This is a genomic window from Citrobacter sp. RHBSTW-00524, from assembly GCF_013747755.1.
Classification (GTDB): Bacteria; Pseudomonadota; Gammaproteobacteria; order Enterobacterales; family Enterobacteriaceae; genus Citrobacter; species Citrobacter braakii.
Window position 1 is genome coordinate 1871549 of sequence record NZ_CP056421.1, and the last position, 26041, is coordinate 1897589.

The 26041-nt window shown below is 50.5% G+C and carries 25 protein-coding genes, 1 pseudogene and 1 riboswitch; of the genes and pseudogenes, 13 read left to right on the forward strand and 13 right to left on the reverse strand.

The annotated features are described in order from the left end of the window. The first annotated feature begins 162 nt into the window (after window positions 1-162). The 3 genes from HV229_RS08895 to HV229_RS08905 are packed head-to-tail and all read left to right on the forward strand — an operon-like array spanning window position 163 to window position 3081. On the forward strand, window positions 163-1848 hold the full coding sequence (locus HV229_RS08895) for a sensor histidine kinase (protein ID WP_016153691.1): 1686 nt from the start codon (window positions 163-165) through the stop codon (window positions 1846-1848). Next, on the forward strand, window positions 1845-2564 hold the full coding sequence (gene btsR / locus HV229_RS08900; protein ID WP_016153690.1) for a two-component system response regulator BtsR: 720 nt from the start codon (window positions 1845-1847) through the stop codon (window positions 2562-2564). The genes HV229_RS08895 and btsR overlap by 4 nt, the downstream gene beginning before the upstream one ends. Window positions 2565-2610: 46 nt before the next feature. Next, complete coding sequence (locus tag HV229_RS08905; RefSeq protein ID WP_181547302.1) at window positions 2611-3081, forward strand: DUF1456 family protein; 471 nt, start codon at window positions 2611-2613, stop codon at window positions 3079-3081. A 42-nt stretch (window positions 3082-3123) separates the two neighbouring features. Here HV229_RS08905 and HV229_RS08910 read toward each other — a convergent pair whose 3' ends face one another. Together HV229_RS08910 and metG are read right to left on the reverse strand one after the other, a co-directional pair. After that, window positions 3124-3582, reverse strand: coding sequence for a YehR family lipoprotein (locus tag HV229_RS08910; RefSeq protein ID WP_016156964.1), 459 nt, complete (start codon window positions 3580-3582; stop codon window positions 3124-3126). Window positions 3583-3791: 209 nt separating this feature from the next. Further along, complete coding sequence (gene metG, locus HV229_RS08915) at window positions 3792-5825, reverse strand: methionine--tRNA ligase (RefSeq protein ID WP_016156963.1); 2034 nt, start codon at window positions 5823-5825, stop codon at window positions 3792-3794. A 164-nt stretch (window positions 5826-5989) separates the two neighbouring features. On the opposite strand from metG, the gene apbC reads away from it, so the two are divergent. The 6 genes and pseudogenes from apbC (at window position 5990) to HV229_RS08945 (ending at window position 12695) form a co-directional block, all read left to right on the forward strand. Continuing rightward, the gene (gene apbC, locus HV229_RS08920) at window positions 5990-7099 is read left to right on the forward strand and encodes an iron-sulfur cluster carrier protein ApbC (RefSeq protein WP_016153686.1); all 1110 of its coding nucleotides are present in this window, start codon (window positions 5990-5992) and stop codon (window positions 7097-7099) included. Between the two features lie 263 nt (window positions 7100-7362). Next, entirely contained in the window at window positions 7363-7644 is a 282-nt protein-coding gene (locus tag HV229_RS08925; RefSeq protein ID WP_016153685.1) for a DUF2574 family protein, read from the forward strand. 272 nt (window positions 7645-7916) lie between these two features. After that, window positions 7917-8456: a fimbrial protein YehD gene (gene yehD / locus HV229_RS08930; protein WP_016156961.1), complete on the forward strand. Its 540-nt coding sequence runs from the start codon at window positions 7917-7919 to the stop codon at window positions 8454-8456. Window positions 8457-8519: 63 nt separating this feature from the next. Further along, window positions 8520-9200, forward strand: a complete 681-nt coding sequence (locus HV229_RS08935; protein WP_181547304.1) for a fimbrial assembly chaperone — start codon at window positions 8520-8522, stop codon at window positions 9198-9200. A 13-nt stretch (window positions 9201-9213) separates the two neighbouring features. Then, window positions 9214-11700, forward strand: a pseudogene (locus HV229_RS08940) (fimbrial biogenesis outer membrane usher protein). 11 nt (window positions 11701-11711) lie between these two features. Beyond that, window positions 11712-12695 (forward strand): fimbrial protein, encoded by a 984-nt coding sequence (locus HV229_RS08945; RefSeq protein ID WP_181547306.1) that lies wholly within the window; start codon window positions 11712-11714, stop codon window positions 12693-12695. A gap of 53 nt (window positions 12696-12748) precedes the next feature. On the opposite strand, the gene HV229_RS08950 is transcribed toward HV229_RS08945, so the two are convergent. Beyond that, window positions 12749-13081 carry an RcnB family protein gene (locus HV229_RS08950; protein WP_181547308.1) on the reverse strand — a complete coding sequence of 111 codons (333 nt, stop codon included), beginning with the start codon at window positions 13079-13081 and terminating at the stop codon, window positions 12749-12751. A 221-nt stretch (window positions 13082-13302) separates the two neighbouring features. Beyond that, window positions 13303-13399: riboswitch (TPP riboswitch) on the forward strand. A 31-nt stretch (window positions 13400-13430) separates the two neighbouring features. Here HV229_RS08950 and thiM point away from each other — a divergent pair. The 3 genes from thiM to HV229_RS08965 are packed head-to-tail and all read left to right on the forward strand — an operon-like array spanning window position 13431 to window position 15804. Next, complete coding sequence (gene thiM, locus HV229_RS08955) at window positions 13431-14219, forward strand: hydroxyethylthiazole kinase (RefSeq protein ID WP_181547310.1); 789 nt, start codon at window positions 13431-13433, stop codon at window positions 14217-14219. Further along, window positions 14216-15016, forward strand: a complete 801-nt coding sequence (gene thiD, locus HV229_RS08960) for a bifunctional hydroxymethylpyrimidine kinase/phosphomethylpyrimidine kinase (protein ID WP_181547312.1) — start codon at window positions 14216-14218, stop codon at window positions 15014-15016. Before thiM ends, thiD begins: the two co-directional genes overlap by 4 nt. A gap of 41 nt (window positions 15017-15057) precedes the next feature. After that, window positions 15058-15804, forward strand: coding sequence for a GntR family transcriptional regulator (locus tag HV229_RS08965; RefSeq protein WP_016153677.1), 747 nt, complete (start codon window positions 15058-15060; stop codon window positions 15802-15804). On the opposite strand, the gene HV229_RS08970 is transcribed toward HV229_RS08965, so the two are convergent. Genes HV229_RS08970 through HV229_RS08980 form a run of 3 tightly spaced genes read right to left on the reverse strand, consistent with a single transcriptional unit; the run spans window position 15778 to window position 19018 of the window. Further along, the gene (locus HV229_RS08970) at window positions 15778-16743 is read right to left on the reverse strand and encodes a PfkB family carbohydrate kinase (protein ID WP_053388838.1); all 966 of its coding nucleotides are present in this window, start codon (window positions 16741-16743) and stop codon (window positions 15778-15780) included. The two genes, HV229_RS08965 and HV229_RS08970, sit on opposite strands and share 27 nt — an antisense overlap. Continuing rightward, window positions 16740-17744: an ADP-ribosylglycohydrolase family protein gene (locus HV229_RS08975; RefSeq protein ID WP_019077202.1), complete on the reverse strand. Its 1005-nt coding sequence runs from the start codon at window positions 17742-17744 to the stop codon at window positions 16740-16742. The genes HV229_RS08970 and HV229_RS08975 overlap by 4 nt, the downstream gene beginning before the upstream one ends. Further along, window positions 17741-19018 (reverse strand): nucleoside permease, encoded by a 1278-nt coding sequence (locus HV229_RS08980; RefSeq protein ID WP_016153674.1) that lies wholly within the window; start codon window positions 19016-19018, stop codon window positions 17741-17743. Before HV229_RS08980 ends, HV229_RS08975 begins: the two co-directional genes overlap by 4 nt. Before the next feature lie 252 nt (window positions 19019-19270). On the opposite strand from HV229_RS08980, the gene fbaB reads away from it, so the two are divergent. Beyond that, complete coding sequence (gene fbaB, locus HV229_RS08985) at window positions 19271-20323, forward strand: class I fructose-bisphosphate aldolase (protein ID WP_016153672.1); 1053 nt, start codon at window positions 19271-19273, stop codon at window positions 20321-20323. A gap of 22 nt (window positions 20324-20345) precedes the next feature. Here the strand turns inward: fbaB and yegS are convergent, their stop codons facing one another. From yegS to HV229_RS09020, 7 genes are all read right to left on the reverse strand, one after another. After that, window positions 20346-21245 (reverse strand): lipid kinase YegS, encoded by a 900-nt coding sequence (gene yegS / locus HV229_RS08990; RefSeq protein WP_016156953.1) that lies wholly within the window; start codon window positions 21243-21245, stop codon window positions 20346-20348. 131 nt (window positions 21246-21376) lie between these two features. Next, complete coding sequence (gene artJ, locus HV229_RS08995; RefSeq protein WP_016153670.1) at window positions 21377-22108, reverse strand: arginine ABC transporter substrate-binding protein ArtJ; 732 nt, start codon at window positions 22106-22108, stop codon at window positions 21377-21379. 246 nt (window positions 22109-22354) lie between these two features. After that, the gene (gene artM, locus HV229_RS09000; protein ID WP_016153669.1) at window positions 22355-23023 is read right to left on the reverse strand and encodes an arginine ABC transporter permease ArtM; all 669 of its coding nucleotides are present in this window, start codon (window positions 23021-23023) and stop codon (window positions 22355-22357) included. Beyond that, window positions 23023-23739, reverse strand: coding sequence for an arginine ABC transporter permease ArtQ (artQ, locus tag HV229_RS09005; protein ID WP_046275435.1), 717 nt, complete (start codon window positions 23737-23739; stop codon window positions 23023-23025). The genes artM and artQ overlap by 1 nt, the downstream gene beginning before the upstream one ends. Before the next feature lie 6 nt (window positions 23740-23745). Next, complete coding sequence (gene artI, locus HV229_RS09010) at window positions 23746-24477, reverse strand: arginine ABC transporter substrate-binding protein ArtI (protein WP_003027298.1); 732 nt, start codon at window positions 24475-24477, stop codon at window positions 23746-23748. Window positions 24478-24493: 16 nt separating this feature from the next. Next, on the reverse strand, window positions 24494-25222 hold the full coding sequence (gene artP, locus HV229_RS09015) for an arginine ABC transporter ATP-binding protein ArtP (RefSeq protein ID WP_016156950.1): 729 nt from the start codon (window positions 25220-25222) through the stop codon (window positions 24494-24496). A gap of 225 nt (window positions 25223-25447) precedes the next feature. Continuing rightward, complete coding sequence (locus HV229_RS09020; RefSeq protein WP_016153666.1) at window positions 25448-25963, reverse strand: lipoprotein; 516 nt, start codon at window positions 25961-25963, stop codon at window positions 25448-25450. Window positions 25964-26041 lie beyond the last annotated feature (78 nt).

Sequence of the window (26041 nt, forward strand, 5' to 3'; positions counted from 1 at the left end):
AGTTTTGTCTGTTTTTTGATCAACAAATGGGTGAATTTGTAGTCATGCTCGCGCTTTCGAGTGATCGTTCTCACAAATTCCTTTTTTTTTGCAACACTTCAAAGAAAGTTACGCGCAGCCCATGTATGTTACGCGCTTTTAAGTGATGTGTGGTTGGCAGGTATGTACGAGTTTAATCTGGTGTTGCTGCTGCTTCAGCAGATGTGTGTGTTTCTCGTTATCGCGTGGCTCATGAGCAAAACGCGTTTGTTTATCCCGCTGATGCAGGTCACGATCCGGCTCCCGCACAAGCTGCTTTGCTACGTTACCTTTTCCATTTTCTGCATTTTGGGCACCTATTTCGGGCTGCACATTGATGATTCTATTGCTAATACCCGTGCTATCGGCGCGGTGATGGGCGGGCTGCTTGGCGGCCCAGTGGTCGGCGGTTTGGTCGGCCTAACCGGTGGCTTACATCGTTATTCAATGGGCGGAATGACGGCGCTCAGTTGCATGATTTCGACCATTGTCGAAGGTTTGCTCGGCGGGCTGGTGCACAGCGTGCTCACCCGTCGTGGCCGTACCGATAAAGTCTTTAGCCCACTGACCGCGGGTGCCATTACTTTTGTCGCCGAACTGGTGCAGATGCTGATCATCTTGTTAATCGCCCGGCCGTTTGACGATGCGTTTCGGCTGGTCAGTAATATCGCCGCGCCGATGATGGTGACGAATACCGTGGGTGCAGCCTTATTTATGCGTATTTTGCTCGATAAACGGGCGATGTTTGAAAAATATACCTCTGCTTTTTCCGCCACTGCGCTCAAAGTTGCCGCCTCAACGGAGGGTATTTTGCGCCAGGGGTTTAACGAGGTTAACAGCATGAAGGTCGCTCAGGTGCTGTATGAAGAGCTGGATATCGGTGCTGTGGCAATTACCGACCGCGAGAAGCTGCTGGCATTTACCGGCATTGGTGACGATCACCATCTACCCGGAAAACCTATTTCGTCGTCGTACACCCAACGGGCGATAGAAACCGGAGAGGTGGTGTATGCCGATGGGAATGAAGTCCCTTACCGCTGCTCTTTGCACCCGCAATGCAAATTAGGCTCGACGCTGGTGATCCCTTTGCGGGGTGAAAACCAGCGGGTGATGGGAACCATCAAACTGTATGAAGCTAAAAACCGCCTCTTTAGCTCGATCAACCGCACGCTGGGGGAAGGGATCGCCCAACTGCTTTCGGCGCAGATTCTGGCCGGGCAGTATGAGCGGCAAAAAGCGATGCTCACGCAGTCGGAAATCAAACTCCTGCATGCACAGGTGAATCCCCATTTTTTGTTTAATGCGCTCAACACCATCAAAGCCGTGATCCGACGTGATAGCGAGCAGGCCAGCCAACTGGTGCAGTATCTGTCGACGTTCTTTCGCAAAAACTTAAAACGTCCGTCGGAGATTGTGACGCTGGCTGATGAAATTGAGCACGTTAACGCCTATCTGCAAATTGAAAAGGCGCGATTTCAGTCGCGCCTGCAGGTGACTTTGACGGTGCCAGATGCGCTTTCGTATCAGCAATTACCTGCCTTTACCCTACAACCTATTGTGGAGAATGCCATTAAACACGGTACCTCTCAGCTACTGGATACCGGCGAAGTGTCGATTACCGCCCGCCGCGAAGGGCAGTATCTGATGCTGGATATTGAAGATAACGCCGGGTTGTATCAGCCAACGTCTGAGGCCAGCGGATTGGGTATGAATCTGGTTGATAAACGACTGCGCGAGCGGTTTGGCGACGATTTTGGCATCAGCGTAGCGTGTGAACCTGACCGCTTTACCCGAATCACTTTACGACTTCCTCTGGAGGAACTGGCATGATCAAAGTGCTGATTGTCGATGACGAACCGTTAGCGCGGGAGAATCTGCGGATCCTGTTGCAGGCGCAAAGCGACATCGAGATCGTCGGCGAATGTTCGAATGCGGTGGAAGCCATCGGCGCGGTACATAAACTGCGTCCGGATGTCCTGTTCCTTGATATTCAGATGCCGCGTATCAGCGGTCTGGAAATGGTTGGCATGCTTGATCCTGAGCATCGTCCGTATATTGTTTTCCTTACTGCCTTTGATGAATATGCGGTGAAAGCTTTTGAAGAACACGCGTTTGATTATCTTCTCAAACCGATTGAAGAGGCGCGACTGGAAAAAACGCTGAGCCGTTTGCGTCAGGAGCGCACGAAGCAGGATGTATCGCTACTGCCGGAGAATCAGCAGGCGCTGAAGTTTATTCCGTGCAGCGGCCACAGCCGAATCTATCTGCTGCAAATGGATGACGTGGCGTTTATCAGCAGCCGCATGAGCGGCGTGTATGTGACCAGCAGCGATGGTAAAGAAGGTTTCACCGAACTGACGCTCAGAACGCTGGAAAGCCGTACACCTTTACTGCGCTGCCATCGGCAGTATCTGGTGAATATGGCGCAATTGCGGGAGATCCGTCTGGAAGAAAACGGTCAGGCCGAACTGATTTTACGCAACGGGCTGACAGTTCCGGTAAGTCGCCGTTATCTTAAAAGTCTAAAAGAGGCGATTGGACTGTAAAACTGATACACTGCGCGCCATTGCATCACCGACAGTTGAAGGCTCTATGCTAAGTAACGATATTCTTCGTAGCCTGCGCTACACTCTGAAAGCGAACAATAACGACATGGTGCGTATTCTTGCGCTTGCTGACATGGAATCCACCTCCGCAGGTTTTGATACCTGGATGACAAAAGAAGATGAAGCCGGGTTTATTCGCTGCCCGGATATCATTCTCTCCGGATTTTTAAACGGTCTGATTTATCATCTGCGTGGTAAAGACGAGTCTGCGCCGGAACTGGCGCTTGATCGTCGTGTTAACAACAATACGCTGCTGAAAAAGCTGCGTATCGCCTTTTCGCTGAAAACCGATGATATTCTGGCCATTATGACCGAGCAGAAGTTTCGTGTGTCGATGCCGGAAATTACCGCCATGATGCGCGCGCCGGACCATAAGAACTATCGCGAATGCGGCGATCAGTTTCTGCGTTATTTCCTGCGGGGTTTGACGTCGCGAGTGCATAAAACGAAAGCGTAAAACGACGCTGGCGACCACGATGAATATCGGGTCGCCAGGATGTTATTTCACTTCTTTAAAACCCGCCGATTCCATTACCGTTTGCATTTGCTTCATGCTGATATTTTTATCGGCTTTCTCAGAAAGCTTCATCCCGGAAATTGCCTGCAACGCTTTTATATCGACTTTTTCCATATCGATAGTGACATTTTCCTGCGCGTAGGTATCTGTATAGGTGAGCTTTTCTTCTACACCTGCAATATTTTGATATTTGGCGCTTAACGCATCGAATACTTTTGCGGCTTCCTCTTTATTGCTGGCGCCGACAGATGCATAGCTGATTTTACTTTCGGAGCTTTGTTTCAGAACTTTGTCACCTTTATAGGTGTAAGAGACGGTGATATCCGAACCGTTAAGATTGGCATTGAATGTTTTCGTTTCTTCTTTATCACCACAACCCGCCAGGGAAAAAACCACAACCGATGCCACGGCGAGAGAAACTAATTTTTGTAACGCTGTCATGGAAACTCCATTTTATGAATATCGAAAGCTAAATAATAATTCTAATGAATATGATGGGGCCGGGCGGCCTTAATAGCAGAGCAGTATAGAATAAATCTAATAGCGATGGCTGAGCAGTCCGAAAATGGAGTGGGGGAGTGTGTTTAAGATTAAAGGTAAATCCCTCAGCAAAAAAAAGCGCTGCAGTTGCAGCGCTCGAGATGTCTGATTTATTTCACCTGTTGGCCAGGTTTTGCGCCTTCGTCCGGGCTTAACAGGAAGATATCTTTCCCGCCAGGACCTGCCGCCATGACCATCCCTTCAGAAATGCCGAAGCGCATCTTACGAGGTGCCAGGTTAGCAACCATAATGGTCTGACGTCCAACCAGGGTCTGCGGATCCGGATAGGCAGAACGAATACCAGAGAAGACGTTACGCTTCTCGCCACCGAGATCCAGCGTCAGACGCAGCAGTTTGTCAGAACCTTCCACAAACTCGGCGTTTTCAATCAATGCCACGCGCAGGTCAACTTTGGCGAAATCGTCAAAGGTAATGGTTTCCTGAATTGGGTCATCCGCCAGCGGGCCGGTTACCGGTGCGGCAGCGGCCTTCACTTCTTCTTTCGACGCTTCCACCAGCGCTTCAACTTGTTTCATGTCGATGCGATTGTAGAGCGCCTTAAAGGTGTTGACCTTGTGACCGAGCAGCGGTTGCTTAATGGCATCCCAGCTCAGCTCGCTGTTCAGGAAAGCTTCTACACGTTCAGCAAGCGTTGGCAGAACCGGTTTCAGGTAAGTCATCAGGACGCGGAACAGGTTGATACCCATGGAGCAGATCGCCTGCAGGTCGGCATCGCGGCCTTCCTGTTTAGCAACGACCCACGGAGCCTGTTCGTCAACGTAGCGGTTTGCCACATCGGCCAGCGCCATGATTTCACGGATAGCTTTACCAAATTCACGGCTTTCCCATGCTTCGCCAATCACCGCAGCAGCGTCAGTGAAGGTTTTATACAACGCCGGGTCGGCCAGTTCAGCAGCCAGTACGCCGTCAAAACGCTTGCTGATAAAGCCTGCGTTACGTGATGCCAGGTTGACTACTTTGTTGACGATATCGGCGTTTACACGCTGAACGAAGTCTTCCAGGTTCAGGTCGATATCATCAATGCGTGAAGAAAGCTTCGCCGTGTAGTAGTAGCGCAGGCTGTCGGCGTCAAAGTGCTTCAGCCAGGTGCTGGCCTTAATGAAGGTACCGCGAGATTTGGACATCTTCGCACCGTTTACCGTCACATAACCGTGTACGAACAGGTTGGTCGGCTTGCGGAAGTTGCTGCCTTCCAGCATTGCCGGCCAGAACAGGCTATGGAAGTAGACGATGTCTTTACCGATGAAGTGATACAGCTCTGCGTCGGAATCTTTCTTCCAATACTCATCAAAACTGGTCGTGTCGCCGCGCTTATCACACAGGTTTTTGAACGAACCCATATAGCCAATTGGTGCATCAAGCCAGACATAGAAGTACTTGCCTGGCGCATCCGGGATTTCAAAACCAAAGTATGGGGCATCGCGGGAAATATCCCACTGCTGCAGGCCGGATTCGAACCATTCCTGCATTTTGTTGGCGACCTGCTCCTGCAACGCGCCGCTGCGTGTCCAGGCCTGCAGCATCTCGCTGAATGACGGCAGGTCAAAGAAGAAGTGTTCGGAGTCGCGCATTACCGGCGTCGCGCCAGAAACGACGGATTTCGGCTCGATAAGTTCGGTCGGGCTGTAGGTTGCGCCGCAAACTTCACAGTTATCGCCGTACTGATCCGGAGATTTACATTTCGGGCAGGTGCCTTTAACGAAACGGTCCGGCAGGAACATGCCTTTTTCCGGATCGTAAAGCTGGGAGATAGTACGGTTCTTAATAAAACCGTTCTCCTTCAGGCGCGTATAAATCAGCTCAGACAGCTCACGGTTCTCTTCGCTGTGCGTAGAGTGGTAGTTGTCATAGCTGATGTCAAAACCCGCAAAATCAGTCTGATGCTCCTGACTCATTTCACCGATCATCTGCTCTGGCGTGATCCCAAGCTGCTGTGCTTTCAGCATGATTGGCGTACCGTGTGCGTCGTCCGCGCAGATGAAGTTAACCTGGTGGCCGCGCATTCGCTGGTAACGGACCCAGACATCAGCCTGGATGTGCTCCAGCATATGGCCGAGGTGGATAGAGCCGTTGGCGTACGGCAGCGCGCACGTTACCAGAATTTTCTTCGCGACTTGAGTCATAGTGGGCAATTACTTCTTTTGTAGTGAAAAGGGCTTTGATAGTACCAAAATGGTAATTACTGCGCCAAGCGATAAGGGCATTTATCCGTAAATGAATAATTGTTGCGGTTGGAGTAAACTACCTGGTGACTATTGTATTTTCAGAACAACAAAAAGGAGTCGGGATGAACGCACAATCCCAGGCCAAATCACCAGAGACCCTGCGCGCGATGGTTGCCGGGACGCTGGCGAATTTTCAGCATTCAACCCTGAAACATAATCTGACGACGCTTAAAGCGTTGCATCACGTCGCCTGGATGGATGACACGTTGCACGTTGAGCTGGTCATGCCGTTTGTCTGGCAGAGCGCGTTTGAGGACTTAAAAGAGCAATGTAGCGCCGATCTGCTGCGTATTACTGGTGCGAAAGCGATCGACTGGAAACTGTCGCATAACATTGCGACGCTGAAACGCGTGAAAAACCAGCCGGGCATTAATGGTGTAAAAAACATCATCGCCGTCAGTTCGGGTAAAGGTGGCGTGGGTAAATCCTCTACTGCCGTGAACCTGGCGCTGGCGCTGGCTGCGGAAGGGGCTAAGGTAGGGATACTGGACGCCGATATTTATGGCCCGTCAATCCCGACGATGCTCGGTGCGGAAAACCAGCGTCCAACCTCTCCAGACGGTACCCATATGGCGCCGATCATGTCTCACGGCCTGGCGACAAACTCTATTGGTTATCTGGTTACTGACGATAATGCGATGGTGTGGCGTGGCCCGATGGCCAGCAAAGCCCTGCTGCAGATGCTGCAAGAAACCTTATGGCCGGATCTTGATTACCTGGTACTGGATATGCCGCCGGGTACGGGTGATATCCAGTTGACGCTGGCGCAAAACATTCCGGTCACGGGTGCTGTTGTGGTGACCACTCCGCAGGACATCGCGCTGATCGATGCGAAAAAAGGCATCGTGATGTTCGAAAAAGTCGAAGTGCCAGTGCTGGGTATTGTTGAGAATATGAGTATGCATATTTGCAGCAACTGTGGTCATCACGAGCCAATCTTCGGCACCGGTGGCGCGCAGAAACTGGCTGAGCAGTATCACACCCAACTGCTGGGACAGATGCCGCTGCATATTTCTCTGCGTGAAGACCTGGATCGTGGTACGCCGACGGTCATCAGCCGTCCTGACAGCGAATTTACCGCCATTTACCGCGACCTGGCAGGACGTGTCGCTGCCCAGCTCTACTGGCAAGGGGAAGTGATCCCGGGTGAAATTGCTTTCCGCGCGGTGTAATTAATAGCGTTACAAATATTCACTGTATCAATAATTCATTGATGCAGTGAATATATTGGATGAAAAATCTCACTCAATTATTTATCCGGACTGTATAATTCATGTCTTTTTCTGAATAAACACCCTCAATGCATCATTTAAATTGATCAAATTGGTCGAATTAATCTACAATCTCAATTAGTCTTAGCGAGGCAGTTAATCCATAATCTATGGAAAGACGGCTTGTGTGCTGTTTCCCAACCGATACAGGAATAATGAACGTAATGAAAAAAAATTTATTCTTGGGAGTTATTACTTTGGCTTATGGAATGAGCGCTTCTGCTTTCGCCACAGATACTGCCACCCTGAATATCAATGGTCGGGTAACTGAACCCACCTGTAGCGCTGATGTTGTAAATAACGAAGTGCAGCAACGCTGTGGCAATGCCATTTCCTTTTCAAACGTCAGAGCGGGTGTTTCCAATCCAACAAAAGGTGCGGTAACTGAAATTGTTACTATCACCGGTGACGCTACACGACAAATTGTGATGACGCGTTACGATTAAACGTCTTTTATCAGCCATGCATTATTATTGTGAATAATAAGTGACTGACCATTTCTCTGAAGAATTTCATTCCGACAGTTAATCTCGTAAATTTATTAATTTAAAAGAATAAAAAAATCGACTGATTTGTTTCTATTATATTGCTCTTTGCAATTTGTTTTAAATCAACAAAACAACGCGTTTACATTGCGGTAACGTTTCTGGTGTGCGAATTTAATTTCACAGGTTAAGTCCTCTTAACCAATAGAAGTTAATTTATTAAGGAATATACGATGAAACGTTCAATTATTTCCGCTGCTGTTCTGTCCGCTGTAGTTATGAGCGCTGGGGCTTTTGCTGCTGATTCTGATCAGGGTGAACTGATTATTACTGGTAAAGTAGTAGGGACCACCTGTAAATTTACAGGGGATACCACTGCGACCATTGGTATGAACCAAATTGGTGCTGACAGATTAAATGCCTTAAGTGCTGGTGGTGTTTATGAAGGATACTCAAATAAAACCACCGTGCCATTGACGGTTGAATGTACAGGAAGTAAAGCACCAAAAATTACTTTCTCCAGTTCTCAATTTGACAGCAATAATAAATATATTACACGAAATACCGCAGCAAATAATGGTGCTGGCTTCACCGTTTACTATGGTGATGATTTTACTAAACAGGTTAACCCCGATACAGGTATTGAGTTAACTAAAACTGCGGACAATAAATATACTCTGAACTTTAGCGCACGCTACGCGAAAATTGGTTCTGCCGATGTCTCCGCTGGTGATGTGGCCTCTTCGCTGACGATGACTGTTGTTACTGATTAAGATGACTATCCTGTTTGTCGGCGGCTCCGGCCGCCGATTATTTCCGCAGTAAGGATAATTATAATGAAAAAAATACTCGTGTTTTTACTGGCCGGTACAGTAATGCCTGCGTGGGGCGGCATATACATTTACGGCACCCGTGTCATTTATCCGGCACAGAAAAAAGAAATTACCGTGCAGTTAATGAATGAAGGCAGTCGCAGCTCGCTGGTTCAATCCTGGATAGATGACGGAGATACCAGTCTGCCACCCGAAAAAATCCACGTACCATTTGTAATGAGCCCTCCGGTGGCAAAGGTCAGCGGAGGCTCTGGTCAACAACTGAAAATTAAGCAATTGGCAAATACGCTACCGGAAGATCGTGAAAGTCTTTTTTTCCTGAATGTGTTAGATATTCCTCCTAATTCTGCGGAATCAGAAGGCAAGAACATGATTAAATTTGCTATGCAGAATCGCATAAAATTTATATATCGCCCGCAGGGTATCGCCGGTGTAGATGAACAAAGCTTTTCTCGCTTAAGCGTCAGAGATATCAGCGGTGGCATTAATATCAAAAATAATTCTGCCAACTGGATTACTATTCCTGAACTAGTGGGTAATTCAAAAATAAACAGCGAGACAGTGTTACTTGCTCCGTGGTCAGATAAAAAGGTCGCCACCACTGCTGTCGTTAATCATTACAAGGTTACTCTTATTGATGATCACGGAAACTACTTAAGTGAAAAAATAAAAACGGAAAGATAGTCAAGGATTGATTATGTCAAAGATAAATTCTATTACACTGTCAATCCTGTCGGTGTTGGCCGCTTCATCCGTATGGGCTGAAGAAGACACGTTTGATACCCACTTTATGATCGGTGGTTTGAATGGTGAGAAAATCTCTCGCTATCAAATTGATGGCGATAAGCCAATGCCCGGTATATATGAAATGGATGTTTATCTTAATAATAAGTGGCGTGGTCGGTACGATATTGATATTAAAGATGATCCCGAACTGACATGTCTGCCCTGGGCACAATTGCAGCAAATTGGTATTCGCACCGGGAACATTAAAATGGATAAACAAGAAGGCTGCGTGCCGCTGCGTGCAGCAGTGCAGGGCGGCAGTGTTAGTTATGACATTGGGGAGTTTATTCTAAATTTAAGCGTGCCTCAGGCGTATGTGGTTGAATATGAACCAGGATATATGCCGCCTGAAACCTGGGATCGCGGGGTGAACGCTTTTTATACCTCTTATTACGCCAGCCAGTATTACAGTAATTATAAACACGGTGGTGATGATAAAAGCAGCTATGTGAACCTGAATAGCGGGTTGAACCTGCTGGGGTGGCAGTTGCATTCAAGTGACAACTATACGAAAGGTAATGAGGGCAACGGCAAATGGAAGAGCAACACGTTATATGTGGAACGTGGTGTTCCGTCGATTCTTGGTACATTGCGCGCCGGTGACATGTATACCGGGGCTGATATTTTTGATGCCGTACGTTTTCGTGGTGTGCGTATCTGGCGCGATATGCAAATGTTACCAAACTCAAAACAGAATTTTACCCCTGTAGTTCGTGGGATTGCCCAGAGCAACGCCCTGGTAACCATCGAACAAAATGGTTTTGTTATTTACCAGAAAGAAGTGCCACCAGGTCCATTTGCTATTGATGATTTACAACTCGCTGGTGGCGGTTCGGATTTAGATGTCAGTGTGAAAGAGGCTAACGGTTCGATATCTCATTATCTGGTGCCTTTTTCATCTGTGCCAAATATGCTGCAGTCGGGCGTATCGAAATATGATTTTGCTGCAGGGCGTAGTCATATTGAAGGGGCTGGCAATCAGTATGATTTCCTGTAAGGGAGTTATCAGTATGGTCTGAACAATCTGCTAACGGTCTATAGCGGTACAATGCTGTCGCAAAACTATTCTTCATTTGTGCTTGGGACTGGCTGGAATACCCCCATTGGCGCAGTATCGGTAGACGCCACGCGATCGCATAGCGAGCAGGATAATGGTGATGTTTTTGATGGTCAGAGCTATCAGGTTGCATGGAACAAATATGTCACGCAGACCGGTACGCAGTTTGCACTGGCAGCTTATCGTTATTCCTCGCGGGATTATCGTACCTTTAATGACTACGTGTGGGCGAATAATAAAAATAACTATAATCGCGATAAAAACGATGTTTATGACATTGCGGACTACTATCAAAACGACTTTGGCCGCAAGAACAGTTTTTCACTGAATATAAATCAAGCGTTACCCGAAAACTGGGGATCCCTGGCGGTCAGTGGCCTGTGGCGCGACTATTGGCAACGCAGTGGAAACGGCAAAGATTATCAACTTAGCTACTCTAACGCCTGGCAGCGAGTTAGCTATACCGTTGCCGTGAGTCAAACGTACGATGAGGACAACCACGAGGATAAGCGTTTTAACCTGTATATCTCCATCCCGTTCTCGTGGGGGGACGGTATTTCCACTCCTCGACGCGATCTGTTCGTCTCTAATTCCACGACGTTTGATAATGACGGCTTTCAGTCGAATAACACCAGCTTAAGCGGGGTGACGGGTCATCGCGATCAATTCAGCTATGGTGCCAACCTCAGTCAGCAACGACAGGGGAACGAGACAACGGCGGGCGTTAGCATGGTCTGGCGCGCGCCAGTGGCGACTGTAGGCAGTAGTTACAGCCAATCGAAAAAGTATCAACAGGCCAGCGGCAATATTCAGGGGGGGATCGTGGTGTGGTCTGAGGGCGTCGCTCTGACTCCCCGGCTTTCAGATACATTCGCCATTGTTAAAGCGCCTGGGTTACAGGGTGCGGCTGTGCAAGGGCATCGTTACCTAACGACCAACAGTAAAGGTTACGCGGTTTACGACAGTCTGACGCCGTACCGTGAAAATATGCTGATGCTGGATCTTTCCGACACTAATAGCGATGTGGCATTACTGGGGAATCGAAAAGGTACAGTACCCTATCGCGGTGCGGTCGTGATGACGGAGTTTGAAACCGATCGGCGCAAACCCTGGTACTTCCTGGCCGAGCGTCCGGACGGCTCTCCGTTATCATTCGGTTATGAAGTGGAAGATGATATCGGTAATAATGTTGGCCTGGTGGGGCAGGGTAGCCGGTTATTTATTCGCACCAACGATATTCCCGCGTCGGTACGTGTTGCAGTTAATAAACAGCAGGGACAGTTCTGTACAATTACCTTCGATAGGGTGATTGATGAGAATAAAGTCTATATTTGCCGATAAGGATGCAAGATATGAAAGGATACGTATTTTTGATATTTTTGCTGCTGTCATCCTTTGGTGCTGATGCCGGGTGTACATTTCAGACAAAAAATGGCGGGTTAACGACAATTAATCTGGATATGACATCTGGAACAGCAACAAATCAAATTAATCTCAGTTCCAGTGGCAACATAGTGTGTACAGCTAACAGTGATAGCTTATATTATACAACACCGCTCAAGGATTACATTGTTGCAATTCAGGGGAGCAGCGGCAAGAAGGTTTTAATTAATATCAATCTGACCAGCAATGATTTTCCAGTAAGTATTGGTAAGAAAACGGTTAGTGCCGGCGAAGTACTGGATACCAAAAGTTTCACCATCTCAGCAAGATATGTAAATTCAGGGACTATTAAGCAGACAGTATCCGGTGATGCGTTTAGTCTGAGCGACCCGGCAGTAAGTATTACCTCTGATAATTCTTGTACTTCAAACTGGCTAGCTTATCTTTATTGCTGGGTTACCGGACGTTTATCGAGTAATTCAGCTTTTACACAGAATTTAAGCTTTACAGTAACGCATCAACCCACTACGTGTCAGTTTTCATTACCCCGATATGAAATTAAAATGCCAGATACAACATTAAATGAGATGCTCACGGTTAATAATACCAAATCGGGTTCTACAAATCTGGTATTGAATTGCGAAAGTATATATAACGTTACTACCAATCCCGTCACTTTTAAAGTGGTGCGCGGTGACTGGGATGAAAGCGGGAAAATACTAAAAAACACGATAGCGAATGGCGCCAAAGGGGTGGGGTTCCAGATATATAATGGCACCGCGACTTCTCCCCTAAAACAGGGGGATAATCTGATGAACAGAATGACCAAACTGGAAGCAATCAGTAATCAGTACACTTTCCCTATCACTGCGAAATATGTTCGCGTGACAGGGGAATCATTACTGCCTGGTGAAATACAAAGTAAAGTGATATTTGCAGTATCTTATGACTAATTGATTTGCGGGTATTTCACGTACTTTCTTGCTGAAAGTACGTGTTTTTTCTATTAACGATGATAAAAAATCTCGCCGTCGTAGGCTTTAATGATCTTACCGTCAGCATTGTTGATTAGGACGTACGCACCACCCATGTAGGTCCAGTGGGTACCGGCGGTAGGGGCTGGCAGGTTGCGTTGGTTCCATTGCTTAATCGCATATTCGTCAGTACGGTACAGCGGTGGGACCGTGTCACCAGGTTTAAAATGGGTAAAGTCGGCGATGAAACCGCTCAACTCATACTTATCAATTCCGGTGGGAGCAGCTGTTGCGGCCGGCGCGGCCCAGACGACGCTGCTTGCAAGCAGGAGTGCACCCAGCAACATTTTATTCTTCATACCCATCCTCTTTACCTGTTCGGGTCATCAACATCAGTCGTGTATCATTCCTGGCTTATAGGGCATCTGACAAGAACTTTTTTGTGATCACGCCAGTCATTTCGTAAAAAGTGTAAATGAATGTACAGATTAGCTGCAACCTTACCCCGTAATTTCGTGGAGGGCCATGGTGCTGCGCTAATTTACATCATCAAGCGTTGGCAGTATTCTGTTACCGAAACTTGTGTTTCAACGACTCGGGGTGCCCCATCGCTGATGGGCTGAGAAATACCCGTACCACCTGATCTGGATAATGCCAGCGTAGGGAAGTCTGACACTGCTCGTGTCCCTTCTTCGCGCGGGCAGGAGCTGAACCATGCAGCCTGACCTGCACAGCCGCACACTCGCGGCTCACACCTTACACCAATTTAGAACGCTTTCCCCTCTCACACACTGCATGACCAACGAGGTCGTGCAAAGCTTTACGGCCAATACGCTGCTGGCGCTGGGCGCATCACCTGCAATGGTAATCGAGCCCGAGGAAGCCAGTCAGTTCGCGTCTATTGCCAGTGCATTACTGATTAACGTCGGCACCTTAACCCGGGAACGGGCTACGGCGATGCGTGCCGCAGTTGAGCGGGCACAACTTGCTAAAACCCCGTGGACGCTCGATCCCGTTGCCGTGGGGGCGCTGGAGTTTCGTCGTCGCTTCTGTCTGGATTTGTTGGCGCTACAGCCTGCAGCTATCCGCGGCAACGCTTCGGAAATACTGGCTCTGGCGGGTATGAACGGCGGGGGACGCGGCGTGGATACGACCGATACGGCAGCCGCTGTGCTTCCCGCAGCGCAGGCACTGGCTCGTCAGGTTGGGACCATTGTCGTGGTTACCGGCGAAATTGACTATGTCACCGATGGTCAGCGTACCGTCTGCGTGAACGGCGGTGATCCGTTGATGACGCGCGTGGTGGGCACCGGATGCGCACTGTCGGCGGTCGTTGCGGCCAGTTGCGCCCTGCACGGTGACCGGCTTGATAATGTTGCCTCCGCCTGTAGCTGGATGAAACAGGCTGGACAAATAGCCACTCAACAATCAACCGGACCGGGCAGTTTTGTCCCGGCATTTATCGACGCCCTCTATAACCTGAACGCGCAGGAGCAACTATGAAACGGATTAACGCATTAACGATTGCCGGAACCGATCCAAGCGGTGGTGCGGGTATTCAGGCCGATTTAAAAACGTTCTCGGCGCTTGGCGCTTACGGCTGCTCGGTTATCACGGTGTTGGTGGCGCAAAATACGCGCGGGGTGCAGTCGGTGTATCGCATTGAACCTGACTTTGTCGCCGCACAACTGGATTCGGTGTTCAGTGATGTGCGTATCGACACCACTAAAATCGGTATGCTGGCGGAAACGGATATTGTTGAAGCGGTCGCCGAACGTTTGCGTCGCCATCGGGTGCAAAATGTCGTGCTGGATACCGTGATGCTGGCGAAAAGCGGCGATCCGTTACTGTCTCCTTCGGCGGTTGAAACGCTGCGTACCCATTTGCTGCCGCAGGTTTCGATTATCACCCCAAATTTACCCGAAGCTGCGGCGCTGCTCGGGGCTCCCCATGCGCAGACTGAGCAGGAGATGTTAGAGCAGGGAAGGGCGCTGCGGGCGCTGGGTTGCGAGGCGGTGTTGATGAAAGGCGGTCATCTGGAGGATGCGCAAAGCCCCGACTGGCTCTTTACCCGTGATGGCGAGCAGCGTTTTACCGCGCCAAGGGTGATGACCAAAAATACCCACGGTACTGGCTGTACGCTATCGGCGGCACTGGCGGCGCTGCGTCCGCGCCATGACAACTGGGCACAGACAGTGCAGGAAGCTAAGTTGTGGCTTTCAGCGGCATTGGCGCAGGCCGACACCCTGGAAGTCGGTGAGGGAATTGGTCCGGTGCATCATTTCCACGCGTGGTGGTAATGAGTATACTGGCTGCAGAAACGGCTGCAGGAAAAAGATAAATGGAACAAGCGCATACCCAGCTTATCGCGCAACTGAATGAACGTATTTCCGCGGCAGATAACACGCCGCTGTATATGAAATTTGCGCAAACGGTGAAAAACGCTGTGCGCAGCGGGATTCTGGAGCATGGAAACATCCTGCCCGGCGAGCGCGATCTCAGCCAGTTGACCGGCGTTTCGCGAATTACGGTTCGTAAGGCGATGCAGGCCCTGGAAGAAGAAGGTGTCGTGACGCGCGCCCGCGGTTACGGGACGCAGATCAACAACATCTTCGAGTATTCGCTAAAAGAAGCGCGTGGTTTTTCACAGCAGGTGGTGTTGCGCGGTAAAAAACCAGATACGCTGTGGGTTAACAAGCGGATTGTGCCTTGCCCGGAAGAGGTAGCGCAGCAACTGGCTGTTGCCACGGGGAGTGACGTCTTCTTGCTCAAGCGCATTCGCTACGTAGATGAAGATGCGGTTTCTATTGAAGAGTCATGGGTTCCTGCCCATCTAATCCATGACGTGGATGCCATCGGCGTTTCACTGTATGACTATTTTCGCAGCCAGCATATTTTCCCGCAGCGCACGCGCTCACGTGTCAGTGCCCGAATGCCTGACGCAGAATTCCAGGCGCACATTCAAATGGACAGCAAAGTGCCGGTGCTGGTGATCAAGCAGGTAGCGCTTGACCAGCAGCAACGGCCTATTGAATACAGCATCAGCTATTGTCGAAGCGATCTATACGTGTTTGTGTGCGAGGAGTAACGCCTCGCGCGTAGGGGCGCAATCGCCCCCGCGATGCCCTACCACCCAGGACGCCACGGCGTTTCCAAGCAGTACCGCGTCAGCCAGCGACCAGCCAGACGCCAGTCCCGCCAGCATGCCGCCAGCGTGGCTGTCACCAGCGCCAATGGTATCAACGACCGCTGTCGCAAATGCCGGTATGCAACCGGAAGTTTGCGTGCTGAAATACCACGCACCGTCTTTATCGTGGCGTACCACCACCGGTGTGGCAAAACGTTGCACCCATTGTGCGCCAAAACCTTCTATATCCTGGCTTAATGCAAACCGCTCGGCGGCAATTTCCGCCTCCTGCCGATTGAGCGATACCAGTGGACGGCAGGCCATAATTCTTGCCAGTAAGGGCTCGGGAATGTCGCCGATGCGTGGGCCAAAATCGATAAACGGCGTCACTTCCTCCAGCTCTTCCAGCCAATGCACCAGCAACTCACCACACGGAGAGGCTAACTGATAGCCCGAGAGATAAACCAGGCTGTGACGTGGGATCTCCAGCTGTGCCAGCCAGTCAGCGTTCCACTGATTTTCGACGCCACTAAAGGACATAAAGGTACGTTCGCCATCCGGCTCGACCAGAGCCAGGCACCAGCCGTTATCGCCTGCGGCGTTATCGATCAGGCTGTGCAGTCCCTCTTTTGCCATCCGGTTGCGGATAATATCGGCCCACACCCCCTGACCCAGCGGTAAAGCATTACTGGCGTCGATACCTAACCGCTTGAGTGCTACGGCAATATTGAGCGCGCAGCCGCCAACGTTCACCCCTTGCTGTTTGAGTTCAATGTCACATCCGCGCCAGGGAAGGGCATACGCATCGGCAATGACATCAATCACCGCCGCACCCACCACCGTAACGGGTCGCTGTGTGCGTAACTGCGGGAGAAGTTGTTGCAGACGCGTGGTGCTCATAGTGCCTCCCGCTGCTCGCGCAGTCGCATCAATCCACTGGCGTAGCGGATAAAGTCCAGCTGATTTACCGCATCGAGCTCATGTTTCAATGCCGGATTAATCGCACTTACGCCGTGGAGCGCGCCACAAATGGCGGTTGCCATCGCCCCGATGGTGTCGGTATCGCCCCCGAGGTTCGCACACAGAATGGCGCAGCGGTTAGGATCGGTCTGCGCCAGCTCAACCATAGCGATGGCGCAAGGCACGGATTCAATGGTGCTGGTTCCGGCCCCTACAACCTGATACAACTGCTCGCAGGCAGACTCAATGCCGTCAGCGTTACGGACAATTTTCAGCGCCAGTTCAAGGCGTGCAGAGAGCGATGCGCTAAAGGTAGTGATCCTTTTTTGCTGCGCATGCCGGGCAATGGCTGGCAGCGCGTCGACAATCTCTGACCATTTTCCGCCGTCGATAGCGCGTGATACCGCCCATGCGACCACCACTGCGCCAGCGATAGCCAAATCCGATTTATGCGTCGGGCTGGAGGCTAATGCCACATCATCGATAAAGGCATCGAGATCGCGCGCGGGGAGCAGACATCCCAGCGGTGAAACGCGCATTGCCGCTCCGTTGGTAACGCCGTTATTTTCCAGTTCGGCGACAGGTTTGCCGTCGCGAATGGCTTTTAGCGCAATTTTTGAGGTCGGGCCGAGCACGTTTTTATTAAAAGCATCAAAACGTTCGGCCCAGGCCAGAATATTGCGGCCAATAACGTCGGGTACAATCTCTCCGTCGCACTCAAGCAGGGCATCAGCCAGACACAGCGCCATGGAGGTGTCATCAGTGAACTCCGCCTGGTTAAAATAGCAGGCGGCATTATTCTCCGCAGGGCCGGGTAAAAAACGGTCGATCCAACCGAAATGGGCTTTAACCCGGGTTCTGGGCCACAGTTCCGACGGCATACCCATCGCATCCCCTAACGCCTGCCCATAAAGAGCACCGAGAATACGTTCTGCTTTCATTTTACTTCCCCTTGTTTCAACGCTACATCGCGATCGTCCACCTTAATGGCGGTGATTTCTTTATCTGACTCGCGAAAGAAAATCATAAACATTACGGCAATGACGGCGATCATGACCGCGCCAAATCCCCACATGCCAGCCCAGTTAAAGGTAAGACCATTCACCGGTTCCTGATAAGCAAACATTTTTTCCATCATTACGCCGCCCAGACGATAACCGAGCAGGCTACCGAATCCCTGACAGCAGAGGGTGATAAGCCCTTGCGCCGCGGTGCGCATATGTACTGGCGCTTTTTTATCGACATAAATGTAGGCTGTGACGTAGTAGAAGTCGTAACTGACGCCGTGCAGCAGAATGCCGAGAAACAGCAGAGCGTAAGTGAAATATTCTTCCGCGCCGCCGTAAACGAAAAATCCGTAGCGGATAGCCGCAGTAATAAGACCAAGCAGCAATACCTTTTTAATGCCAAAGCGTTTGGTGAAAAACGGTAGCGCCAGCATAAAGAAGATTTCAGAGAACTGGCCCAGCGTCATCCAGCCGGTGGCGTTTTTCATCCCGACTTCTGTCAGATAACCGTTGGCGAAGATGTAATAGAACGCCAGCGGCATCGCGAACAGAAAGGAGCAAAAGAAAAAGACGAGGAAGTTCTTATCCCGCAGCAGGATCAGCGCATCCAGACCCAGCATGACCTTGAAATCCATTTTGCCGGTACTTTTCGGCGGCGTATCCGGTAAAAAGAACGCAAAGACGCCCAACAGAGCCGAGCTTCCGGCAGTGATTAGCAGAGGAATATTGGTAGGGGATATGTCACTGTAGCCAAGCATTTGCGGTAAGAAACCGCAGGCCAAACCAGAGGCGATCCAGCCAATGGTCCCCATCACACGGATGCGCGGGAAATCACGCTCAACGTCACTGACGTTGGCAAAAGCGATACTGTTGGTCAGCGCAATCGTCGGCATATAGGTCAACGAATAGGCCAGTAACAGCGGGAAAAATCCGCTGAAGGTGGTTTGCTGGGCGGCGAAGTACATCAAAATAGCGCCGACGAACATCAGCACCGCTAGCACTTTTTGCGCGGAGAAAAAACGGTCAGTGACAGAACCAACCAGGATGGGCGACAGGATCGCAGCAATCGCGGTACAGGCGTAGGACCAGCCGATCTCCCCGGCGCTAAAGCCACTTTTACTCAGCCACAGCCACAGCGGTACAAACCAGGCGCCCCAGATAAACCACTCTACAAACATCATGAACGACAGCTTAACTGTAGTTTTCATCTTTAAATCCTTCATGACAGGTAAGGTACGCACTGATAGTACCATTCGATAATACCTTTAAAATACCTTTGAGGTCTAAATTTGACCGCCTTAACATTATTTCTTCCTGAATCGAGCCAGCAGAAGTTGCTGAAAAGTGCGCTAAAGATGGAAAAAAAACGCAGTCGGTACCAGGCTTATTGCTGCCCGCAACAAAGCGGGTCAGGACAATCCACATTCCGGTTTCAAATCGGAACTTACGGGAGCATAGCTATGACTGATATTGCGCAGTTGCTTGGCAAAGATGCCGACAACCTTTTACAGCATCGTTGTATGACCATTCCTTCTGACCAACTTTACCTGCCTGGACATGATTACGTCGATCGCGTGATGGTGGATAACAACCGTCCGCCAGCGGTGCTGCGTAATATGCAAACGCTGTATAACACGGGCCGACTGGCCGGGACAGGTTATCTGTCGATTCTACCGGTGGATCAGGGCGTGGAACACTCCGCGGGGGCATCGTTCGCGGCTAACCCGCTGTACTTTGATCCGAAGAATATTGTGGAACTGGCTATCGAAGCAGGGTGTAACTGCGTGGCATCGACCTATGGCGTGCTGGCTTCCGTCTCCCGTCGCTACGCGCACCGCATTCCGTTTCTTGTAAAAATTAACCACAACGAAACGCTGAGCTACCCCAATACGTTTGACCAGACGCTGTATGCCAGCGTAGAACAGGCATTCAATATGGGCGCGGTTGCGGTAGGGGCAACCATCTATTTCGGTTCAGAGGAGTCCCGTCGCCAGATTGAAGAGATTTCTGCGGCGTTCGAGCGTGCTCATGAACTGGGGATGGTCACCGTGCTATGGGCGTATCTGCGTAACTCCGCGTTTAAAAAAGATGGCGTGGATTACCATGTTTCCGCCGATCTCACCGGGCAGGCTAACCATCTGGCAGCCACTATCGGGGCGGATATCGTTAAGCAGAAAATGGCGGAAAATAACGGCGGGTATAAAGCAGTCAACTTTGGCTACACCGACGATCGCGTTTACAGCAAGCTGACCAGCGACAACCCAATCGATCTGGTGCGTTATCAGCTGGCGAACTGCTATATGGGGCGCGCCGGATTAATTAACTCTGGCGGTGCGGCTGGCGGCGAAACCGATCTGAGCGATGCGGTACGTACGGCGGTGATTAACAAACGTGCTGGCGGCATGGGGCTGATTCTTGGACGAAAAGCATTCAAGAAAACCATGGCTGACGGCGTTAAGCTGATTAACGCCGTGCAGGATGTTTATCTGGACAGCAAAGTCACCATTGCCTGATCCCAGTTGGGGTGTCGTCGTGTTAACGCAGTAGTGGACAACCCGGCGGCAGTCTGCAACGTAGCGCTGCGGGCAGGATTTCAATATGAAATTCTTGTCCGCTAAGCGGTTCGCCATCGAGATTAAACGTAATTTCATGCGGGGCGCGGATATCAAACCACGATGATGCGCCTTCGATGATGTTAGGGTTGTCTTCGGATTGCGTTAACGCCGAAAGTAGCCCTGGCAGCAGCTCTTCGCCGGTAAAAATACGCAGTTGCAGCAGACCATCGTTGATCAGCGCCGTCGGGCAAAGCTGTTGCCCACCACCGGCCTGACGACCGTTACCGATACCAATGACCAGCGCCTTACCCTGCCAGTGAAAATCTTCCCCACGAATGTCGCAGATATCGGGTTTGAGCGTATCCATGCGCATTAATCCGTGAATAAAGTACGATACGCCACCTAATGCGGCCTTGAGTTTTTCTGGCGTCTCGGTGGTGATGCGTGTGCCGAAGCCGCCGGTCGCCATATTGATAAAACAGGTTTTATCATTGACCTGAACCATATCGATATCAGTCGCATTTCCGGCGATAGCCAGTTTTAACGCCTTATCAAGGGCGTCGGGTATGCCTACGCTGGTTGCAAAATCATTCGCCGTTCCCAACGGTAAAATACCTAGCGCCGGGATATTGCCGCCCTGCGACTGGATCAGCGCCGTCGAGACTTCGTTAATTGTGCCGTCGCCGCCGCCGGCAATCACCGTTGCAACACCTAACTGGCGAGCTTCATCAACGTAGCGTTGTGCGTCGCCTTTTTCCCAGGTAACGCGAACATGGATTTCCACGCCTTCATCGCGTAGCTCTGCAATGACATCACGCAGGGGGAGATTATCAGCACTTTTTCCGTTGAGGATCAGTAAACTGGCAGGGAACGCTATCATCCGTTTGCCTCACTTTTTTTCGTTTTAACAAGTGTACGCCAGGAATGGGTTTATGGCGTAAGAACTGACTGAAAGCGAAGGCGAAGAGATAAAAAAAGCCGCAGGATGCGGCTTTTCAGATTGGGCGGACGTTACTGTGGGAACCACTGATCGCTGATTTTTTGGTACGTGCCGTCAGCTTTGATTGCGGCCAGCGCGCTATTCAGTTTTTCCAGCAGGGCTTTGTTATCCGGGCGAACCGCAATGCCAAGACCAGTACCGAAGTATTGTGGGTCGGTCACTTTGTCAGTGGCTACACCTAACTGCGGGTTGGTTTTCAGCCACTCGTTAACCACGGCGGTATCGCCAAATACGCCATCAATACGACCATTTTTCAGGTCGATAATCGCATTCTGATAGCTGTCGTAGGCCACGGTCTTAACTTCAGGGTGTTTGTCCTGCAGGTATTTCTGGTGCGTGGTGCCGTTTTCCATGCCAATGCGTTTCCCTTTCAGGTCGGCAAAGGTTTTATAGGTGTCTTTTTTCGCAATCACCAGCGCGGAGTTTGCATAGTAAGGCTGAGTAAATGCCACCTGCTTGCTACGCTCAGGCGTGATGTCCATTCCGGAAATCACCGCATCATATTTTTTGAATTTCAGCGCGGGAATCAAGCTATCAAAAGCATGATTGGTGAAAGTACAGTCAGCCTGCATTTGTTTGCACAGTGCCGTTGCCAGGTCGATGTCAAAACCGACAATTTTATTGCTTGCATCCAGTGACTCAAATGGCGGATAAGTCGCTGATACACCGAAACTAATTTTATCAGCAGCTGAGGCACCTGCGGCGAAAGTAGCAAGTAATGCGGCCAGTACTAACTTTTTCATGGTGGAACTCCCGTCTGTCAATCTTATGATTATTTACCGTGTCTGCGGCGTGAATTAACAATGCCATTTAATGAATTTATATGCAATAAAAATGATTAACTATTTTTTCTGGTATAAAAAAAGACGGACAATTTAGGTTGTTGTCCGTCTTTTTTATTTTGGCTTTATGCATATTCACCGGAGAGTGTACAACGGAAGATGAATCGTAGCCTGATAAGCGTAGCGCCATCAGACATAAAAACCGATTTAATTCCGGTGTTCAAACGCCAGCGCTTTACGTTCGATCAAGCGCATCATCAGCGTCAGCAAACCGTTGACGATCAGGTAAATCACACCCGCCGCGCCGAAAACCATGACGTCATAAGTGCGACCATACAGCAGCTGACTATAGCCCATGACTTCCATCAGCGTGATGGTGTATGCCAGTGAGGTACTTTTAAACACCAGCACCACTTCGTTGGAATACGAGGAGAGGGCGCGTTTAAAGGCGTACGGCAACAGAATCGCCAGCGTATCCTTCTTACTCATCCCCAACGCTCCACAGGACTGCCACTGGCCTTCCGGGATTGCGCGGATAGCACCGTAGAACAGCTGGGTGGTATAAGCCGCACTGTTTAACGATAGCGCAATTAAGGCGCACAGCCACGGTTCAGAGAGCAGGTGCCACAGTACCGGATACTCCTGTAGCGTCGGGAACTGCCCTGGCCCGTAGTAGATCAGGAAGATTTGCACCAGCAGCGGAGTACCGGTAAACAACGTGATATAGGCGCGAACCAACCAGACCACAATCGGCGTTTTTAGCGTCAGGATGACGGTGAAAACCAGCGCCAGCACCAGAGCAACCACGATGGAGGCGACCGTCAGCGTCAGGCTGGTATGCAGCCCTTTTAACAATTCAGGTAAATACTCAAGCATCAGCCTGGTCTCCGCTCAAATCGTGTCGCGCGCAGGTCAATGCGTTTGAGAATGTACTGACTCACCAGCGTAATCACCAGGTAAATAGCCGCCGCCACAATGTACCAGGTAAACGGCTCCTGGGTACGGGTGGCAATGCTCTTGGTTTGCAGCATCAGATCGTTCACGCTGATAAGGCTGACCAGCGCGGTATCTTTCAGCAATACCAGCCACTGGTTACCCAGTCCCGGCAGAGCGTGACGCCACATCTGCGGCATCACCAGGCGAAAGAAGATCGCGGCTTTAGACAAACCCAACGCCTGACCTGATTCCCATTGTCCGAGTGGTACGGCCTTCAGCGCGCCACGCAGCGTTTGCGACGCGTAAGCCGCATACAGCAATGACAGCGCAATCACACCGCACAGGAACGGGCTGACGTCGAAGTTTTCGATCTGCATCTGAACCGGGATTTGTACAACCCCGAGATTGATCGTAAAGCCATCGGCCAGCGTCAGCAGCAGTTGTGAAGAGCCGAAATAGATGAACAGAACCACCAGAATTTCCGGCAGACCACGCAGGATGGTGACCAGAGCTGAGCCCGTCCATGCTACCGGACGCCATTTTACTGACTCCCAGACGGCAAAAAACATGGCGAGCGCGAGGCCAATAATCAGCGCACAAACGGCAAGGCCGACGGTCATCCCGGCGGCGCTTGCTAAAGGAAAAAATTCATTCATCAAGTATTACTTCTGGAACCATTTGTTGTAGATGGTCTCGTAAGTCCCATCTTTCTTCACTTTTTCCAGCGCAGCGTTAAATTTCTGCTGCAGCTCGGTATTGCCCTGGCGCACAGCGATGCCCAGACCCGTACCGAAGTAATCTTTATCCGTCACTTTGTCGCCAACAGCGGCCAGCTTTGGATTGTCTTTCAGCCATTCGGTCACCACTGCGGTATCACCAAATACGCCGTCAATACGACCATTTTGCAGATCGAGTTTGGCATTCTGGTAGCTGTCATACGGTACGGTGGTCACTTCCGGATGTTTATCCATGATGAATTTCTGGTGCGTAGTACCGTTTTGTACACCGACTTTTTTGCCTTTCAACTGGTCAATGCTGGTGTATTTACCCTGTTGACCAACAAACAGGGCAGAGTTGTCGTAATACGGGGTGGTGAACAGAACCTGTTTTTCACGCTCTGGCGTGATGTCCATACCGGCCATCACCGCGTCAAAACGACGGAATTTCAGGCTCGGGATCAGGCTGTCGAAGGCCTGATTGGTGAAGGTACAGGTCGCGTCAATCTCTTTACACAGCGCATTCGCCAGATCAACGTCAAACCCTACGATTTTGTTATTCGCATCAATAGATTCAAACGGAGGATAAGACGCTTCGGTGGCGAAACGGATGGTTTGGGCTGCGGTAGCGGAAAGGCTAAAACCTGCGATTAGCGCGGCAATCAGAACTTTTTTCATTGTATTGTCCCGAATCTTAGTGAGAGAGATAGTTTTTAAACGCTTCGGTTTGCGGGTTGGCAAAGCAGCTCGCATCCCCAAACTCGACGATATGACCGTTTTCCATATACACCACACGGCTGGCTGTTTTACGTGCAACTTCCACTTCGTGGGTGACGATCACCTGAGTAATGTTGGTTTCCGCCAGTTCACGAATGATGCTGACGATTTGGGCAGTAATTTCCGGATCAAGCGCTGCGGTAGGTTCATCAAACAGCAGCACCTGCGGCTCCATCATCAACGCACGGGCAATGGCCACACGCTGTTGCTGGCCACCGGAGAGATGCAGTGGGTAGCGATCGCTGTACGGCTTCAGGCGCAGACGTTCCAGCAATTTTTCGGCACGCGCCAGCGCTTGATCTTTTGTCAGACCCAGTACGCGGCAGGGCGCTTCAATCAGATTCTGCACAACCGTGAGATGCGGCCAAAGGTTGTATTGCTGGAAGACCATGCCCACGTTCTGACGCAGCTCCCGAATGGCTTTGTCTGACGGGGTCTTCGTGAAGTCGAAACGGTTACCCGCAATAGAGAGTGTGCCCGAGCGCGGCATCTCAAGCAGGTTGAGTACGCGCAGCAGCGAGCTTTTCCCGGCTCCACTTGGGCCAAGTAACACCAGTGTTTCACCCTGAGGGCAATCCAGCGTGATATCGAACAGCGCCTGATGTGCGCCGTAGAAGCAGTTAATGCCGTTTAATTGAATACTCATTGACACTCGATACTGGCAGTCTGATAGCTATTGAAGCCGCAGATACTACCTTTGACAGAATAGTTATGCAATATTTATGCGTTAAAAGTTAAATGCAAACCGCATTCTTATCTAAACATAGCACAAAATAGCGGGGCCACCAGTGGGCAAGAATAATTGTCGGCATTCTATGCAGAATGCCAGACAATTTATGGGGGTTATGATTCAGGCAGGTGAATGGGGCGGTTAGCGGTTTTCGACAGACTGGCGCAGCGTCCCGGCTGGCGCGTGTACGCTGCCGCCCAGATAGCGGACATCGTCAACTACCCAGCACTGGCCTTCGCGGATCATCAGCACTTCATCACGCCAGCTTTGGTCACCCTGTTTAAGCTCTACGCGCAGCGGAATGTTGCGTGCATCACTATTCGGAATGGTCGATGCGCTGGCGACGCTGGCACTGTCCGGTAACGTAGCGCGACTAGAGAACGGATCGCTGTTAAACAGATCGCGATGCGCGTTATCACGGCTGGCATCGTTCAGCAGTTTCGCCAGATTATCGCTGAGGTACGGACGAAGGGGGGTAATGTCATTGTTTCGGTGCTGAATACGGTAATCATAGAATTGTTGAGCCACGCTGTCTGGCCCGCCTTCTACGCATGAGCCGCTACGCGTGCCGTTATCTTTGTAGGCCGGCGTTACGGTAGTACAGGCGCTGAGAAGTAGTGCACATGGAACCAGCAGAGAGAGTTTCGAGTAGCGCATAATGATTTCCTTATTAGCTTTCTACTATTAGTGTTCTACGTTGATTTACATGTCATACTTCAAGTTGCTTGTGCGTTG